We start from the raw sequence: 17,369 nt of genomic DNA, 5'->3' as shown, positions 1-17,369 counted from the left end.
ATGCGCAACCCAACTGATAATCTTAATAATTAATCCATACACAACAGAGAAGGTGCCATCTGTGTCCGAAGGACTCCATCATTCAAGTTTCAGGAATTCCTCACCGCTGCTCAGGCGGCTCTCCATCAAGCACCGGCTGCTTGCGGCTTTTCTGATTACCTCCCTTTTGCCGGTTTTATTCGTTGCCCTGTATTCCAATATGAAGTATGAAGCATCGATTTCGGGCAAGCTCAGCGCCTCCTCCGTGCAAGTACTCACGGAACTGGCCCAGAACGCCAAGCGTGAGCTGGAGCAGTATGAAACCTTGAGCGAAGGCATTATTATCAACGGATCGATTCAAAGCGGCCTGCCGGCATTCGGGACAATGACCGACTATGAGAAAAACGGGCTTCAGACCCGGATTAAAAATGAGTTGGGTCAGCAAATTTTCCGTCTGAGCAATTTATCCAACGTGGTCATCCTCACGAACGACGGACAAACGGTATTCGATTTGGGCTACGAATGGTACCCGGACAATCAGCTGAACAAGCTGGCGGAAGCTGTCGACACGTCGCCCGGCAATGCATATTGGACGTATATCCGCTCCAATCGGGGGACGAATAGGATTGCGCTCAGCCGGATGATTTACGCGGAAGACAATATGAATGAGCGGCTCGGATTTCTCATTATTCTGATCGATGAGAAGGTGTTCTCCAGAAATACATATAGACAAGTCGATTTGGGAGCGGGCAGCAGCATCTACATTTCCAATGCGAACGGAATGGTCGTGTCCTCCGTATCCCCGGAAATTCCCCAGGGCACCTTGTTCGAGAAGAGCGAAGTATTCGACAAGGTAACCGGGCAATTCAAGGAGCAAGCCTTCTATGCCCGCGTTGGCGGAAAGAAGACGCTGGTGGTGAGCAGCTACATCCGGTCTGCGGACTGGTACCTGATCGGATTGGTCCCCCACGCTTTTCTCGTGTCGGAATTATCCGAAATGCGGGGTGACATCGTATTTATCTGCTTGCTCACGCTGCTGCTCTCCGGCATGCTGGCCTTGTGGATTTACTTCAGCATCAGCAGTCCCATGCGATCCCTGCTGCAGTACGCGAACCAGATTCGCCTTGGCCAGCTGGAGACCAAGATCGGGACGTCGCACCCGGACGAAATGGGCAAGCTGACAGAGACGATCAACAGGATGGTTGAGCAGCTTAAGCTCCTGATCTATCAGGTCAAGACCGGGCAGCAGGCGAAGCGGGATGCCGAGCTCAAGATGCTCCAGGCGCAGATCAATCCGCACTTCCTGTTCAACACGCTGAATTCGTTAAAATGGAGCGCTATGATGAGCGGCAACGAATCCGTCAAGCAGGGAATCGAATCCTTGTCCGAGCTGCTGCGCAATACGATTCTCGTCAAGGAAGAGCTTATTCCGCTGGAGAGCGAAATAGAGAACCTGCTTCACTACGCAACGATTCAGCGCATCCGATATGGGGATTCGTTCAAGCTTTCCTGCGGAATGAGCCATGAAGAGCTGTACACCTGCCTGGTACCCAAATTCATTTTGCAGCCCATCGTCGAGAATTCCATTCTTCACGCGGGAAGCGAGGACGGACGAAGAGTAGGTATCAAAGTAGAGGGCTTCAAGGATGGTCCTTTCCTTCGGATAAGGATTGAGGATGACGGTAAAGGCTTTGACATGAAAGATGTACAGGCCCGGGAAAAGTCGCATGCCAAGCTGTCCGGGATAGGAATGGCCAATGTGGATGAACGGATCCGCATCCATTTCGGAACCGCATACGGATTGATCACCCGGAGCGAGGTTAACACAGGAACGGAAACCATTATTACGCTGCCTATTCTGACGAAGGAAGGTCAGGAACATGTATAAGATACTTATTGTGGATGACGAAATGATCGTCCGCCATGCCGTCAAAACGTTAATCCAATGGGAGAGCTTCGCCTATGCCGGTTCCGCCGCCAACGGTTTGACCGCCCTGGAGATGGCCCATAAGACGGGCGCGGATATTATTATTACGGATATCAAGATGCCGGAAATGGATGGACTGGAGCTAATCAAACGGCTATCTGCCGAAGGGTTCGACGGGGAAGTGCTCGTACTGAGCAACTATAACGATTTTGATCTCGTACGGGAGGCTCTGAAACGCGGGGCGCACGACTACATGCTCAAGCTGACGCTGAAGACAGAGAGCTTCATGCAGACGCTGGAGGAGATGGCCTCGAAGCTGGATGGCAGAAGGGCGAAGCGTCAAACTGCGCCGAAAGCCTCTGCAAGCCATTCCGGGACACAGGATCGGATCCGCACGATGCTTCAGGAAATGGATTCGGTTCAAGCCGGGCTGCCGCTGCGGCTGCCCGCCCATGCGAAAGAGGATTTCTCTCTGGAACAAGGGCTGCGCATCTATTCGTTCGTCGTCCTGCTGCACGGCGATGAACGGGGGCTCCGCCAGTCGGGCGGCTTCCAGGAGACCTTGGTCAAGCTGGCGGACGGCTTGTTTCCGGGCAACCGCTGGACGAATGTCATTCGCACCGGTCAACTGCGGTTCCTTCTGGTCACCGCTTATCAGACAGACCAGCTCTCCGCTGATCCGCAAGAGCTGGCACGCCGGATGATGAGCCTGGTCACTATGTATTACAACGTGCGGATCGGTGTGGTCTATGCAGCGGTGGCAGCGGGAGTGGAGGAGCTCTCTCTAGAAATGAGCCGGAACCGGCAGGCGGAGGGCTTGCTTTTCTATTCGCAGCCGAGAATAGGGGGCATTTCGAACCGCTTGGCCACGATAGAAGATGACGAGGAATTCCGGGGTGCGGAGGCCAGGCTGCGCGACAGCCTGCGAAAGCCGAATAGCGGCGCGATCGATCTATGGACGGAGAGCGCAATGAGACTTGTCGAGACTGCAGCCGAGCGGCATATCCATCCCCGCGTGCTGAAACGGGCTTTGAGTGGAGGCATATGGAGCGTGGCCAACGCGGAGGAGCTCGGAATCCGTTATGCCTGGGACGAGAAGCCGTGGCTTAAGAAGGTGGAAGCAGCGGATACGGACGTACAGCTGATGGAAACGATCCGGGAGCTTGCCGAGGAAGTCTCCGAATCCATTGGGAAGTTTCCGGCGCTGCCTGGCGCACGGGAAGAAGTGAGAGAAGCGCTGCTCTATCTGGAGAAGCATTATTCGGATCGGGTTTCCATTGCGGACGTTGCCGCCCATGTCAACTTGTCCGGGCCGTATTTGTGCCAGGTATTCAAAGCAGAGACCGGACAGAGCATACTGACCACCCTTAACGAAATTCGCATGGTCAAGGCCTACGAGATGCTCGCATCCGGCAAATATCTGGTCAAGCAGGCGGCCATCGAGGTCGGAATTCCCGATCCGTTCTACTTTAACCGCCTGTTTAAAAAGCGTTATGGAATCGCACCGAAGCATGTGAAGTAGGAAGCGGGCCGGGAGCCGGATTCCTGTACGATCCTATAATGCCATCGACAAAATGTCCAGTTCCTGTCTTCACGATGGAGAGTCAGGATGAAAATTATCCATGAACATCATGTCTTTTGTTCATTTGTGCGGAATCCCTTGGAGCTTATAATAATACCAACACAGGATGAGGGGGTCATAAAAATAAAACACAAAAAATGGTTAATGACGATTGCTGCATCCATCACGGCATTCTCGATATTGGCAGGATGCGGTTCGAACAACGGTAATTCGAGTGGCGGGTCTTCCACAGCTAATGAGCCATCCACGGCGAACAGTTCTTCTGAAGGCGGGAAGCAATTCGAAAATACCGAATTGAACGTTGCCGTGTTCCAGGGCGGTTACGGCCGGGAATACTGGGATACGATTGCTGAGGATTTCATGAGCGACTATCCGGGTACGAAGATTACCATTACCGCAAGCCCGAAAATCGCCGAGCTTGTCCGGCCGAAGATCGTCGCGGGCAACCCGCCCGATTTCATGTATATTGCGGGCAGCGATAATACCCCGATCCTTGACGGATTAATTAAAGACAAAGCGCTTACCGATCTTAGCGACGTATTCAACAGCCCTGGAGAGGACGGAGGAGCGCCGCTCAAGGACAAGATCCTGCCGGGCGTACTGGAATCCAGGTCGAGCTCTCCATACGGCGACGGAAAAGTGTACATGGCGCCTTACAACTATGGCGTTATGGGCCTGTGGTACAACAAAGCCTTATTCGACCAAAAAGGCATTGCGGCTCCAAAGACATGGGACGAGTTTTTCGCGCTTAATGCCACTGCCCAGGAAAACGGCCGCGAGCTCTTTACTTATCAAGGCTTATATCCCGGTTATCTTGAAGAGATGATCGTTCCTACTATCTACAGCGTCGGAGGTCAGGAAGCGCTCGACCAGTTCTACAACTTCGATCCCGAGTTTTGGAAAAGCGATACCTTCAAGCAGGTTTGGGGTGTGCTCGAGAAAATCGCAAATGAGGATAACGCGCTGATGAAGGGTACGATCGCGTTGAATCATACGCAATCGCAGACGGCGTTCATGCAGGGCAAATCCATGTTCATTCCGAACGGAACGTGGTTTGAGGATGAAATGAAAGATGCGCCACGCGAGGACGGCTTCCAGTTCGGCTTCCTTGGAGTGCCGGCCTTCCAGGCGGATAAGCCCGTGATCGCATTGACTAACGTTGAGCAGCTGGTCATTCCGGCAAAAGCGAAAAACCCTGAACTGGCTAAAGAATTCCTGAAATACCTGTATAGCGACAAAAGCGTCAAGCTGAACGCCGAGAAATCGAAAGGGGTGCTGGCCGTCAAAGGCGCTCCGGACATGGCGAAGGCATTTATTTCCGAATCGACTTACAATGTGTATAAAGCGGTCGATAGCGGAATGGGTACGGTTAACGGTGCATTCAGATCGGTAGCCAAAGGAAGCAAATACAACCCGAGCGACGAAATCTACAAGCCGATCTCATCCATTATGAACAAGCAGCTTAGCCTTGATGAGTACAGTGACCAGCTGTACAAGGTCTACACCAACATTCAAACTGAGTTGAAAGAAAACGGAGATCAATAATAAGGCTCCTATTTTTCCGGAAACCTGCCGCGCGTTCGGATGAACCCGGCAGGTTTTCCTGCATCTTGAGGGCAGAAAGGAAGGCTTTAATCCATGAATATGAGCATGAAAACGAGACGGGGGCTTTTCATCGCAGCCTGCCTGATTCCGGGGCTGGCGCTATTTTCCCTGTTCAAAGTATATCCGGCCATTCAGATCTTCCATAAATCGCTGTTTCGTTGGACCGGCGTCGGCGACGATATGAAATTCATCGGCATGAAAAATTTCGTGGATATGTTTCACGACGATACCTTCCTGCTCGCGCTCCGCAACACGGGCTTCCTGATGCTTATCGTACCGGTGCTCACGCTTCTTATTGCGCTAGTCAACGCCTCCTTGCTGACGCAATCGAAGCTGAAGGAGATCAGCTTCTACCGTACGGTCTTTTTCTTCCCGAGCATTCTGTCGTTCGTCGTCATCGCCATTCTGTGGTCGTTCATCTATCATCCCACGATGGGATTCGTCAACTCCGGTCTTGAAATCCTCGGCCTGAGCGATTGGGCGATGGCATGGCTTGGCGACTCCCGCACGGTGCTCTGGGCATTGGCAGTTACGCTCATCTGGCAGGCGGCCGGTTATTACATGGTCATGTACATGGCCGGGATTGACAGCATCTCTCCCGACTTATATGAAGCAGCGGACCTGGACGGCGCGACCCGAATCCAGCAATTTTTCTATATCACCATTCCGATGCTTTGGGAGATCATTCGCGTTACGATTGTATTCAGCATCAACGGCGTTCTCTCGATCAGCTTCGTCATCGTGTCCATTATGACGGCCGGAGGTCCGGACCGCCATTCGGAAGTTGTGATGACCTACTTGTACAGCCAGGCGTTTACGAACTCGAATTTCGGCTATGCCATGGCAATCGGCGTGTTTATTTTCGTTATTTCGCTTCTGCTTGCCATGATCAGCAACAAATTAACGGAAAGGGGATCCAACTAAACATGTCCGCTTATCCTTCGACCGTCCAGGCAAGAAGTCAATCATCCAGGGGTATCGGCAAGCTTGTGCTGCGCATCTTCCTGATCCTGCAGGCTTTGATCGTTTTATACCCTTTAGTCTGGAACGTACTCGCCTCATTCAAGACGAATGCCGAGGTCATGGAAAGTCCATGGTCCCTTCCTTCCGCCCTTCATTTCGGTAATTACGCAAGGGCGTTCACAACGGCCAGGATTGGCGACTATATGGTCAACTCCGTGCTCGTCGTCGCCATGTCGATGGCAGTGCTGCTGTTTACGGCTGTTCCGACGGCATACGTGCTCGGAAGGATGAATTTCCGCGGCCGTTCTTTCCTGACCAACTTCTACATGGCTGGCTTGTTCATCGGCGGCGTGTATATTATCGTACCGCTCTTCCTGATGATGAATGATCTTAATATGCTTAACAACCGTTTTTGGCTCAGTGCCGTCTACGCGACGGGCAGTCTGCCTTTCTCCGTCTTCCTGCTGACGGGATTCATGAAATCCATTCCGCATGATTATGAAGAAGCGGCCATGATCGATGGCTGCGGCTATTTTGGCACATTGTTCAAGGTCATTATCCCGATGGCCCGCCCGGGAATCATTACCTTGATCGTATTCAGTTTTTTCGATTTCTGGAACGAATATGTGCTGGCCATGACCTTCATAACGGACGACGTGAAGAAAACAATCCCGATCGGCCTGTCCAACCTGATGCAGATCCAGCAGTATGCCACGGACTGGGGTTCTTTGTTCGCCGGGCTGGTCATCGTCCTCGTACCGACGATACTGGTATACGCGCTGCTCCAGAAGAGGCTCACGCAAGGCATGATGCTGGGTGGAGTGAAAGGATAATAAAGAACAGATAAGAGGGAAGGGTGTGCTGAATTGGCTGTTTTCGGAGTAGAAGGGAATCAATTTGTCCTCGACGGCAAGGCTATCCGTCTCTTGTCGGGGGCGATCCATTATTTTCGCGTTGTTCCCGAGTATTGGCGGGACCGGCTGCTCAAGCTGAAGGCCTGCGGATTGAACACGGTGGAAACCTACGTGCCGTGGAATCTGCATGAGCCGAAGGAAGGCCAATTCCAATTCGAAGGCATCGCCGGCATCGAGAATTTCATCCGGCTTGCGGGGGAGCTGGGGCTGCATGTGATCGTGCGGCCAAGCCCCTATATATGCGCGGAATGGGAGTTCGGCGGCTTGCCTGCCTGGCTGCTGGCGGACGCCGGCATGCGGCTGCGCTGCTTCGACAAGGCTTATCTGGACAAGGTGGATGCTTATTTCGACGAGCTTCTGCCCCGCTTAAAGCCGTTGTTAAGTACGAACGGCGGGCCGATTATCGCGATGCAGGTCGAGAATGAGTACGGAAGCTACGGCAACGACAAGAAATACCTGGAATATATCCGGGATGCCATGCGCAAGCGCGGCATGGACGTGCTGCTGTTCACATCGGACGGACCGGAGGACCATATGCTGCAGGGCGGAATGGTCGAGGGCGTGCTCGGGATGGTCAATTTCGGCTCCCGGGCGGGGGAAGCCTTCCGCAAGCTGCGCGAGTATCAACCGGATGGTCCCTTGATGTGCATGGAATTCTGGATCGGCTGGTTCGATCATTGGATGGAGAAGCATCAGTCCCGCCCGGCTCCGGAGGTGGCGGAGGTATTCGAGGACATTATGCGGGAGGGAGCTTCGGTTAACTTCTATATGTTCCATGGCGGCACGAATTTCGGCTTCTACAATGGCGCCAACCATATCAAGCAGTATGAGCCGACGGTGAACAGCTACGATTACGACGCCCTTCTGGACGAGTCGGGGGAGCCGACGGAAAAATTTTATGCCGTGCGAAAAGTGCTGGAGCGCTATGTGGATCTGCCCAAGCTGCAATTGCCCGAGCCTGTCCCCAAGCGGGCCTATGGAGAAGTCCGGTTGGACCAAACTGCCGGATTGTTCGATCAGCTGGACCGCCTGTCATCCCCGATTGGGCGGACATGCCCGGACCCGATGGAGACGGTTGGTCAAGAATACGGCTTTATCTTATATTCAACGCGCATAACCGGGCCGAGAAGCGGGATGCAGCTGATGCTTCAAGAGGTGCGCGATCGGGCGCTCGTATTCGCGGACGGCATGTATGCCGGTGCGGTGGAGCGTTGGAATCCGCTCGCCCTCCCGCTCGAAGTTCCGCCGGACGGCGTCCGGCTTGACATCCTGGTTGAAAATATGGGACGGGTTAATTATGGCCCCCTGATGCGTGATGCCAAAGGCATCACCGAGGGCGTGAGGCTGGACAACCAGTTTCTATACGATTGGACGATCTATCCGCTGCCCCTGGATTCGTTGGAGGGACTTGCCTTCGAAACGCTAATCGGACAGAGGCAGCCCGGAACAGATCGGCTTCCGGCTTTCTACAGGGGAACATTCCAGGTTGATGACCGGGCTGATACTTTCCTCCGTCTGGACGGGTGGAGCAAAGGAAGCGTCTTCCTCAACGGCTTTAACCTGGGGCGCTATTGGGAGGAAGGGCCGGCACGTACGCTGTACGTACCCGCCCCGCTGCTTAAGGAAGGCAAGAATGAATTGATCGTATTTGAGCTTCACGGTACGATAGATTCTGTAGTCAGACTGACGGACAAGGCGGATTTGGGATAATAGCCAGCGGAGAAGAAGGAGAGTGTTCTTAAGTGGGAGTATCGATTCGGGAGGCCGCCGGGACAATCCCGTCGCAGCGGCAGCTGTCATGGCAGGAGCTGGAATTTTACGGCTTTATTCATTTCACGGTCAACACGTTTACCGATCAGGAATGGGGCAATGGCGATGAGAGTCCGTCCATATTCGACCCGAGGGAGCTGGACGCTGCACAATGGGTGGAAGTGTGCCAATCGGCAGGAATGAAGGGACTTATCCTGACCTGCAAGCACCATGACGGGTTCTGCTTGTGGCCAAGCGCGTATACCGGTCATTCGGTTAAAAGCAGTCCGTGGAAGGACGGTCAGGGAGATTTGGTCCGGGAGGTATCCGATGCCTGCCGTGCAGCCGGCCTGAAATTCGGTATTTACGTATCACCGTGGGACCGTCACGAGCCGAGCTACGGCAGCTCCCCGGAATATAATACTTACTTTGTCAATCAGCTGAGGGAGCTGCTCACGAATTACGGGGAGCTGTTCTGTGTCTGGTTCGACGGTGCATGCGGGGAAGGGCCGAATGGAAAGCGGCAGGTTTATGACTGGGACGCCTATTACGGGATCATCCGGCAGCATCAGCCGAATGCCGTCATTTCCGTCTGCGGCCCGGACGTACGGTGGTGCGGCAATGAGGCTGGCCATACCCGGACAGCGGAGTGGAGTGTCGTACCGGCCAGCATGAAGGACAATGAGAAAATTCAGGCAAATTCGCAGCAGGCGGATGACCGGGAGTTCGCCAAACGGGTCGGATCGGAGAATGATGATCTGGGCAGCCGGAGGATACTGGCTGATACGGATGAAGTCGCCTGGTATCCGGCTGAAGTGAACACTTCGATCCGGCCGGGCTGGTTCTATCATTCGTCCGAGGATGACCTTGTGAAACCGCTTGACGAGCTGATGGACCTGTACGAACGGATCGTCGGCGGCAATTCCGCTTTTCTGCTTAATTTGCCTCCCGACCAAAGAGGGCTCATCCATGAGAATGACGCCCGCAGAATGAGGGAGCTTGGCGAACGAATCCGGGAAGCTTATCAAACCAATCTGGCAGCCGGAGTCCGCGCGGTGGCTTCACAGGCCAAGGACGACCCGCATCGTGCGGAGATGGCCACCGACGGTAATTCTCTGACGTACTGGTGTCCGCCTGAAGGAGTGGAGCAAGCGGAGCTCGAATTCGATCTTGGCAGCGAACAGGCTTTCGATAGAATCCTGTTAGCCGAGTATATCAGGAAGGGCCAACGCGTAGAGAGTTTCCACATTGAATACCGGGACGGGCAGGACTGGAGGCCGCTCTGCGAAGGTTCTGTCATTGGGTATAAGAAAATTTGCCGTTTTGACGAAGTACGGGCCAGGCATGTCCGTCTTATCATATCGGAATCACGTTGGTATCCGACAATCAGCCGTTTTGAAGTGTACAGGAGCGGTCCCACCCGGACTCTATGAAAATTGAGAATTAGATTTGTAAACCGCGAGAAAGCGTCAGGGCAGCATTGTGCCAGGACGCTTTCTTTATGCGTTGGCCTTGAAAACTGGACAATAGCATTAAAAAGAAAAGAATATCCAGTTTCTAGTGAAGATCCTCAATGTTAACGGCGCCGATGTGGCCATATAATAGAATATAATACCACTTTTGATGGAGGTGATAGGGTGACTAAGAGAAAAAGCATAAAAACAAAAGCCGCACAGAATCACGCCGCCATGCCTGTTAAGAAAAGATTTATCCTGCTGTTATTATCCGTAATAGCTGCAGTACTGGGAACGGCGGCCGTTGCTGTATCGACGTTAAGTGAAACGGATTTTAAGCAGGTTGCAGCAGTGAATGGTGAACCCATTGCAGCAAGAGAACTGGAAACGCAGATGAAGAGGTTAAAACCTGATGTCCAGAACTATTTTAGAGTCCAGTATGATGCAAGAATAAATGCTGATTTCTGGAGCGGCGATTTTAACGGCGAGAATCCAATGAAAATACTTAGAGAACGGGCGCTGGATGAAGCGGTCAGAAGAAAAATAGAATTATTGCTGGCAAAGGAACATAACCTGGTCGATTTTAGCTCCTACAAGGATATGCTGAACCAATTGGAAATCGAGAACGGGAGAAGAAAATCGGCAATAGCGAAGGGGGAGGTCGTTTACGGACCGGGGGCCTATAGCGAAAGCGAATATTATAATCACATTATGAGCAATTTACGCCTTAATCTGAAGGATTTACTGAGCAGGTCAGACAAGGATCTTTTTTTTGTTACCGAGAATGAAGCCCGAAGCAGCTATCTGGATAACGAGGATCGTTGGTCAAGCAAGGATGTTTCCTATAAGATCCTTAAGATCTCTATCCCTTACCGTACTCAGGAGCATATGGAGGATGCGTACAGCAAAGCGCAAAATGCGCTTGCTGATTTGGATAAAGGAATGAGCTTCGATGACGCTTCCAAAAAATATAATGAGAGCAGCAAGATACTCACTCAAACCTTCAATCAGGATTCTTACCGCTCGGATGTACGGTCTGCCTTTAACTTGCGGTCAGCTGCCGAATCTTTGCAAATCAATGAATACAGCAAGGAGATTCTGGAGGACAACGGCAGTTACAACCTGATTATGTTAACAAGCAAAGAAAATGGAGAACCAGAGGCCTACGCACAAAATAAGAATGCTGTAAAGAGCATGGTCATTGACGAGAAGTACGAGGCCTATATCAAGGAGCTGATTAAAAAAGCGGAAATCAAAATAAACGAAAAAAATTATAATAAAACAACCTTCTAAAATCATGAGAAATGTCCATGAATAAGCAAGGATCTTCTATGTTGCGCGCTGATCAACCTATGTATGATGGTAACAGATACCATCGAATTCATATTTACGAATTGAAAGGGAGTGCATAATGAGATGAAGAAATTTTTATCGTTTTTAATGGTTTTGACAACGTTTTCATCGTTGGTGGTATTTTCGCCCAGCGCATCAGCGGAAGAAACGAACACTGCCGGCACCGACTATCATGTTGATGCTACCCATGGCAATGACAGCAATGATGGAACATCGCCCGATTCGGCATGGCAAACCTTTGCGCCTGTCAACGCAAAGACCTTTCAGCCGGGAGACCGGATTCTGCTGAAGGCGGGAGAGGTGTGGGAGGATCAGCAGCTTTGGCCTAAAGGCAGCGGACAAGCAGGAAAGCCGATCATTATTGACCGGTATGGCGATCCGGGTCTGGGCAAGCCGTATATCGCTGTAAACGGCAATGTGCCTACTCCTGTCTATAATGAAGGGAATGTATGGTATAAAGATATGGATTTAGTAGGAAAGACAGGAGCCGTAATTCTGATCAATCAGCAGTACTGGGAGATTCATAATCTTGAAATCTCGAATGATGATGATTTTGACGTCGACATTAACGTACCGGGAACCGAGAGACAGGTCGTAAGAGACGGTATCAGCATATCCATTAATGCAGACCAGCTTCAATCGGATGATAAGATCATGAACTACTTTAGAATCACGAACAATGACATTCATGATATTGACGGGGTAACAACCTGGCAGAAAATACATTACGGCGGAATCAACTTTCAGATTTTCGGTGAAAAGCCTTATACGGAATATGCGGATGGCGCCAACTATTTTCAGGATGTCAGAATCGACAATAATTCTATAATCAAGACAGAGCTCCATGCCATTCAATTCGGATTTAACTGGTTCAATGATCTTGGACAATGGGAGCAGGGTTGGATAAAGGACAAGGACCTTTACAATCGGGACGTGTATATTGGACATAATTACGCTGAAAATATCGGGCAGGGTGCCATTCAACTGGCTGATACCAAGAATATGCTTGTGGAGTACAATGTTGTAAACGGCTTTCTCAAAAGATATGACTCTGTATCGGCCGGATTATACTCATGGGCAAGCGCAGACGTAACCCAGCAGTTTAACGAGGTTTATGACGGGGTTTCCGCTTTCTACGATGGAACCGCGTTCGACTTTGAATTCTCCAGCTATAACGTGAAATATCAATACAACTATACGCACGATAATCCGGCAGGCTGGATGTCTTATATGGGAAATGCGGCTGGCAATGTCGCAAGATACAACTTAAGCGTGAACGATAATGGAGTATTAATTAAGAATCAGCTTCATGTCAACAAGTCCCCTGCCTATTTTGTAAACAATGTATTTGTTTATGACGGGGCCAAGATGGAGATTCACGATGAGGAAATAAAATCAGCGATGTATCTCTACAACAATATTTTCTACAATTATAATGAAACAACCCCTACCACATGGGCAAGACGTGTGTCCGGCGGCATTCCCGGTATCCAGAACATGAAGTTCCAGAATAACGCTATTTATGAGGCGAGTGGACAACGGGGAGCTTTTGAGCCCGTAGATTTGTACAAAGTAACGGCGGATCCACAGTTTGCCGGCGACCCGACCGTTTATACGACCGGGCTTTATGAAGGAACGAATAGCTATAAGCTCAAGGAAACCTCCCCGCTTATTAATGCCGGAAGATATGTGGAGCAATCAGGCACCGTAGATTATTTCGGGAATCCATTGTATAGAGATGGTGGAATCGATATAGGTATTCATGAAGTTCAGACAGGCAGCTTCACGGACCCGAAGGATTTTGTAGTTGATGATTATCAGCCGCAATTAAGCTATGCGAGGCCGGGGAATTTGGTATCGGATCTGACGGCATCTGCGATCTCGGTATCTCATCCTCTCCAGGGCGAGAATATCGCCAATCTGGTTGACGGGGACCTGGATACACGCTGGCAAACGGCGAGCAGAAGGCCTACGGCAAGCAATCCGACAACCATCACCTTTGATCTGGGAGAGCAGCAAACGTTCGGGCGGTTCGTGATCAATCAACAGGAGGCAAGAATCGGCAATTACTTCCTGGACTACTCGGTTGACGGCGTTAACTGGACAGTTATCAAAAGCGGAGCCCTGGTCAATATCCGTGATTATACGCTGGACTTTGATAATGTTACAGGACGTTATTTCAGGTTGAATGTGACCTCCAGTCTTGCAGCGGGATCATTGCCGTTTAACGATGCTGCCCTTTATGACCGCACTCCGACAGCGCCTGCTCTTCATATAGACACCATTAAGTATGATAAGGCTGCGCTGAACAGGAATACTTCTACCAAAGCTTTTCTTGAGAAAAACGGCCATGACTTTAGCGGCATCAAGCTTGACGGTGAATTATTGGTTGAAGGACAAGATTATATATTAAACCAGGTCCGGATAGATCTTGCCAGGGATTATCTTGATTCTCTGACTGTCGGCGAATACGGATTTGATGTTGAATTTACTTTAGATGGTGAGAATACGGTTGTTCCCTTAAAAGTCGTTGTGGCGGACAGCGCCTTAAGGTTCAGCGGCTTCCTGCCTCCGGTGAAGCCAAATGATACGTATCATCAGGGCCGTGTCATCCCGTTAAAATTCGAGTTGACTGACGCTTCAGGGAAGAATGTCAGTCATGCAGCTGCTACGTTGTCCATTGTCTACAAAGGCGATGATCCGAATGTAGTCGTACCTGCCGAGTTATCCAGCACTGAAGTTCTGGCAGGGAATACCTTCCGCCTTGCAGGCAAAAAATATATGTATAATCTGGACACAAAAAAACTTGCTCCAGGTTTGTATGACTTAGTGGTAACCCTTCATGTAGAAGAACCCTTCCAGATTAATAACGGAAAAACCTTTTCGGTGCCCATTCATCTTAAATAAGTTTACCCTGTTATCGAAAACAGGCGGTCGCTCCCACCCGGGCGTGACCGCCTGTTTTTTTACCCAACCTGCCACTCCGCCGATATAAGCCTGCCTAAACAGAATAGGTCTTGATATAATAGGGGAAAGAGAAAAAGGGAAACATGAGAAATAACCCTACAGGAACGATGGTGATTATGAAGATTGATTTTGAAGCTCATACAATCGAATTTAATGTTCAATATGGAAGCAGAGAAAAGATTTCGATTCAAATCGATTCTTTGGGCCACATAACCGTTAGGGCTCCTAATCATACAGGTGATGAAATAATTAAGAGGGCTGTGGAACATCATGGGCGAAGGATTTTGGATAAATTACAATCCATTGCGAAGGCTCGGGATACCTCAGGGATAAGAGATTATCAAGACAACGGGAAGTTCCTGCATCTTGGCAACTATTATTTTCTTCACGAGCTAATAGAGACCGGGGATTTAAATGAAGAAGAGCTTAAAAGCAGTCTGAAGAGATTCTATTTCGCAAGCTGCAAGAAGATTGTGGGGGAACGGATCAAAATATATCAGGCACAGCTGAAAGTAAAACCCAAAACCATGGAGGTCGTCGAATCTAAAACCAAGTGGGGAAGCTGCAGCTCGGATAAAAAATTAACCTTTAATTATCGTTTGGCCATGGCTCCAATTGAAGTTATCGATTATGTGATCATCCATGAGCTGTGTCATCTCACGCATATGAATCATGATCGTTCATTCTGGCGGCGGGTAGGAAGCGTGATGCCGGATTATAAGGAGAAGGAAGAGTATCTGGCCAGGCACGGGCATAATATGACGCTTTAAAAACAAACAGCAAAGGGAGTTCACAGATGCCAACCATTAGCGCAAAACCATTTGATCCAGGTATGCAGAACCTGTTAAGCGAATTGAAATCCGGCTATCATGCAGGAGAATTGAGCAAGAAAGACAAGTCGGAATTACCGGAGGACATCTATATCATTGAAGCGGATACCGCTATGATCGGGTACGGCGTGGTATGGGAATACGATAACGGGAAACAGTTAATCCGCAAGGCGGAAAAGGATTATTTTAATGATGATGAAAAGTATCTGGAGAGGGACTTCTATATTGATATCAAAAACAGAACCCATTTTATATTTATTGAAGCGTTGGATGTTCTGAAGGAATTTGAAGGCAAGGGATATGCCGCTTTTTTTATGAACTGGCTTAAAGAGAAATATCCCAATAAAAAAATGTACGTATACACGCTGGATAAATCGCGGAACTTCTGGTTTAAACAGGGGTTTGAGGTTTTGGGAGATACAGTATGGATGACATATAATTGAAGGGGTAAATGTAGATATATTAACATTATATGGAACTATTTGAGCGTGCAGATTTGAACACCCGGAAGCAACCGGACAGTCTTTTCCATATGGGAAGACTGTTCCTTTTTCTGTTCCATGCTAAAGCATTCTATAGCCATAGTTGAAGAAGGAATATTCTGGTATTGGTAGAATGTATAGGGCAGGGGATTGGATTCCACCCAGACAACCACTGCAAAAGATAAAAAGAAAGCGTAGATGTTTTTAATGACTTTACTAGCAATAGAAGTGAATATAAGAACTTTATCTGAAATGAAACAAAAATTTTTTCTTGAGGTGAGTTCTTGAAGAAGCTGATTGATGAGATTGTACAAATATATCATCATGAAACAATAGGTCCGTTTCCGTATAAAGACTTTAGACAATTGAAATATGATTTTACAGAAGAATTCAGAAGGAATGCCTCACATGAACTGATTACAGCGGACTTTAATACATACATGATGTTTATTTATGGATTATCATCTGGAGGAATAGTAAAGAAACTTGAAGATCCATTAGAACGATACAAAACAATGGAATGGCTAAATAAATCATTTTTTGAATGGTTTCCAAAGTACAAGTTTCTTGAACCATATGATTTTTCAGAGTATGAGCAGCTACACAAGACGTGGAAAGTGATCGAGAAACTAAGGCAGAAGCTGATCGAATTAATTAAATTGAAAGAAATTGAAAAATAGTGTGTTGAAAGTAACTTTAGGTGAAGTCCCTGCAAAGACTGGAGAAAAAAGATGAAAATAAATTACATAGAAACAAGGCTTTCACAAAGATTTGATGAATCTGATCCTAATAGAGAAAGTAATAAAAATACAATCTTTGCTGATATTTTTATAGATGGTTACTCTTTGTATCAAAGACTAAGAAAGTATGACATGATATCTGCTCTAGGATGGGGCAGTCAAGAACATACCGTATTTGAAAGGATAGATATGAATAAGAATGTAGTAAGAGTTTTATTGGCTTTATTATTTATCATTATTGTTTTGAATATTAGTATTCCAAATGACAAGAGGTATCTCAACTGGCTTCTTGAGGAACACCAGATTTCATGTGCCAGTGCTAAAATAACGGAAGATTGCACAATTCAGAATAAAAAACTGGATTGGATTTCAAGAGCAAAAACGAATACAGGTATTTACCTGAAAATAAAAGATACGTTCAAAGATCAGAATGGAAATATAATGGTCATCAAATCCTTAGGGATAATGAATAATTTCTTTAGGAGATAGTCTTTCCGGTAGTAAGAGAGTATTAGTAAAGGGGTGAAACCAATTATTACCTATGAGGTTACAAATTCGGTTGTTTCGAATCCTATTGGCCACAGAAGAATAGACTTTGGATTGTTTGTATATACAAGCAATGGTAATGCACTTGATCAACAGTTGATTGGCTCAAAATTTATTGAAGTCAAGAAATATAACGACCATTGGTATTGGTTGAGTGGTACGTAGTGTTAATGGCATCCGGATCGAAGCTGGGATCTCAAAGATATTTGACAATTCAGAGCGAATTAAACAACTATTGAAATAAATATAAATGAATGAGACAAAGGGGAGGAAACATT

General features: G+C 48.6%; 13 protein-coding genes. All 13 read left to right on the top strand.

What is annotated here, in order from left to right; all coding sequences use genetic code 11:
- Positions 1 to 61: 61 nt before the first annotated feature.
- The 13 genes from ACFOLF_RS14180 (at position 62) to ACFOLF_RS14120 (ending at position 17,034) form a co-directional block, all read left to right on the top strand.
- Complete coding sequence (locus tag ACFOLF_RS14180) at positions 62 to 1,867, top strand: cache domain-containing sensor histidine kinase (RefSeq protein WP_379114667.1); 1,806 nt, start codon at positions 62 to 64, stop codon at positions 1,865 to 1,867.
- On the top strand, positions 1,860 to 3,428 hold the full coding sequence (locus ACFOLF_RS14175; RefSeq protein ID WP_210044757.1) for a response regulator: 1,569 nt from the start codon (positions 1,860 to 1,862) through the stop codon (positions 3,426 to 3,428). Before ACFOLF_RS14180 ends, ACFOLF_RS14175 begins: the two co-directional genes overlap by 8 nt.
- A gap of 204 nt (positions 3,429 to 3,632) precedes the next feature.
- Positions 3,633 to 5,033, top strand: a complete 1,401-nt coding sequence (locus tag ACFOLF_RS14170; RefSeq protein ID WP_210044756.1) for a carbohydrate ABC transporter substrate-binding protein — start codon at positions 3,633 to 3,635, stop codon at positions 5,031 to 5,033.
- 93 nt (positions 5,034 to 5,126) lie between these two features.
- Positions 5,127 to 6,017, top strand: a complete 891-nt coding sequence (locus ACFOLF_RS14165; RefSeq protein WP_379114665.1) for a carbohydrate ABC transporter permease — start codon at positions 5,127 to 5,129, stop codon at positions 6,015 to 6,017.
- Positions 6,018 to 6,019: 2 nt separating this feature from the next.
- Complete coding sequence (locus ACFOLF_RS14160; RefSeq protein ID WP_210044755.1) at positions 6,020 to 6,889, top strand: carbohydrate ABC transporter permease; 870 nt, start codon at positions 6,020 to 6,022, stop codon at positions 6,887 to 6,889.
- Positions 6,890 to 6,922: 33 nt separating this feature from the next.
- A complete protein-coding gene (locus ACFOLF_RS14155; RefSeq protein ID WP_210044754.1) occupies positions 6,923 to 8,680 on the top strand; it encodes a glycoside hydrolase family 35 protein in 1,758 nt (585 codons plus the stop codon).
- Positions 8,681 to 8,712: 32 nt separating this feature from the next.
- Positions 8,713 to 10,152: an alpha-L-fucosidase gene (locus ACFOLF_RS14150; protein WP_210044753.1), complete on the top strand. Its 1,440-nt coding sequence runs from the start codon at positions 8,713 to 8,715 to the stop codon at positions 10,150 to 10,152.
- A gap of 204 nt (positions 10,153 to 10,356) precedes the next feature.
- On the top strand, positions 10,357 to 11,466 hold the full coding sequence (locus tag ACFOLF_RS14145; protein ID WP_210044752.1) for a peptidylprolyl isomerase: 1,110 nt from the start codon (positions 10,357 to 10,359) through the stop codon (positions 11,464 to 11,466).
- Between the two features lie 123 nt (positions 11,467 to 11,589).
- A complete protein-coding gene (locus tag ACFOLF_RS14140) occupies positions 11,590 to 14,433 on the top strand; it encodes a discoidin domain-containing protein (protein WP_210044751.1) in 2,844 nt (947 codons plus the stop codon).
- A gap of 176 nt (positions 14,434 to 14,609) precedes the next feature.
- Positions 14,610 to 15,263: a M48 family metallopeptidase gene (locus tag ACFOLF_RS14135; protein ID WP_210044750.1), complete on the top strand. Its 654-nt coding sequence runs from the start codon at positions 14,610 to 14,612 to the stop codon at positions 15,261 to 15,263.
- A 26-nt stretch (positions 15,264 to 15,289) separates the two neighbouring features.
- Positions 15,290 to 15,766 (top strand): GNAT family N-acetyltransferase, encoded by a 477-nt coding sequence (locus tag ACFOLF_RS14130; RefSeq protein ID WP_210044749.1) that lies wholly within the window; start codon positions 15,290 to 15,292, stop codon positions 15,764 to 15,766.
- 323 nt (positions 15,767 to 16,089) lie between these two features.
- Positions 16,090 to 16,485 (top strand): YxiJ family protein, encoded by a 396-nt coding sequence (locus ACFOLF_RS14125; RefSeq protein WP_210044748.1) that lies wholly within the window; start codon positions 16,090 to 16,092, stop codon positions 16,483 to 16,485.
- 51 nt (positions 16,486 to 16,536) lie between these two features.
- Entirely contained in the window at positions 16,537 to 17,034 is a 498-nt protein-coding gene (locus ACFOLF_RS14120; protein WP_210044747.1) for a hypothetical protein, read from the top strand.
- The last annotated feature ends 335 nt before the right edge of the window (positions 17,035 to 17,369 follow it).

It is taken from the genome of Paenibacillus sepulcri (genome assembly GCF_042647105.1).
Taxonomy (GTDB): Bacteria; Bacillota; Bacilli; order Paenibacillales; family Paenibacillaceae; genus Paenibacillus_Z; species Paenibacillus_Z sepulcri.
The sequence above is the reverse complement of the archived record's forward strand: the minus strand, read 5'-3'. Positions and strand labels throughout refer to the sequence as shown.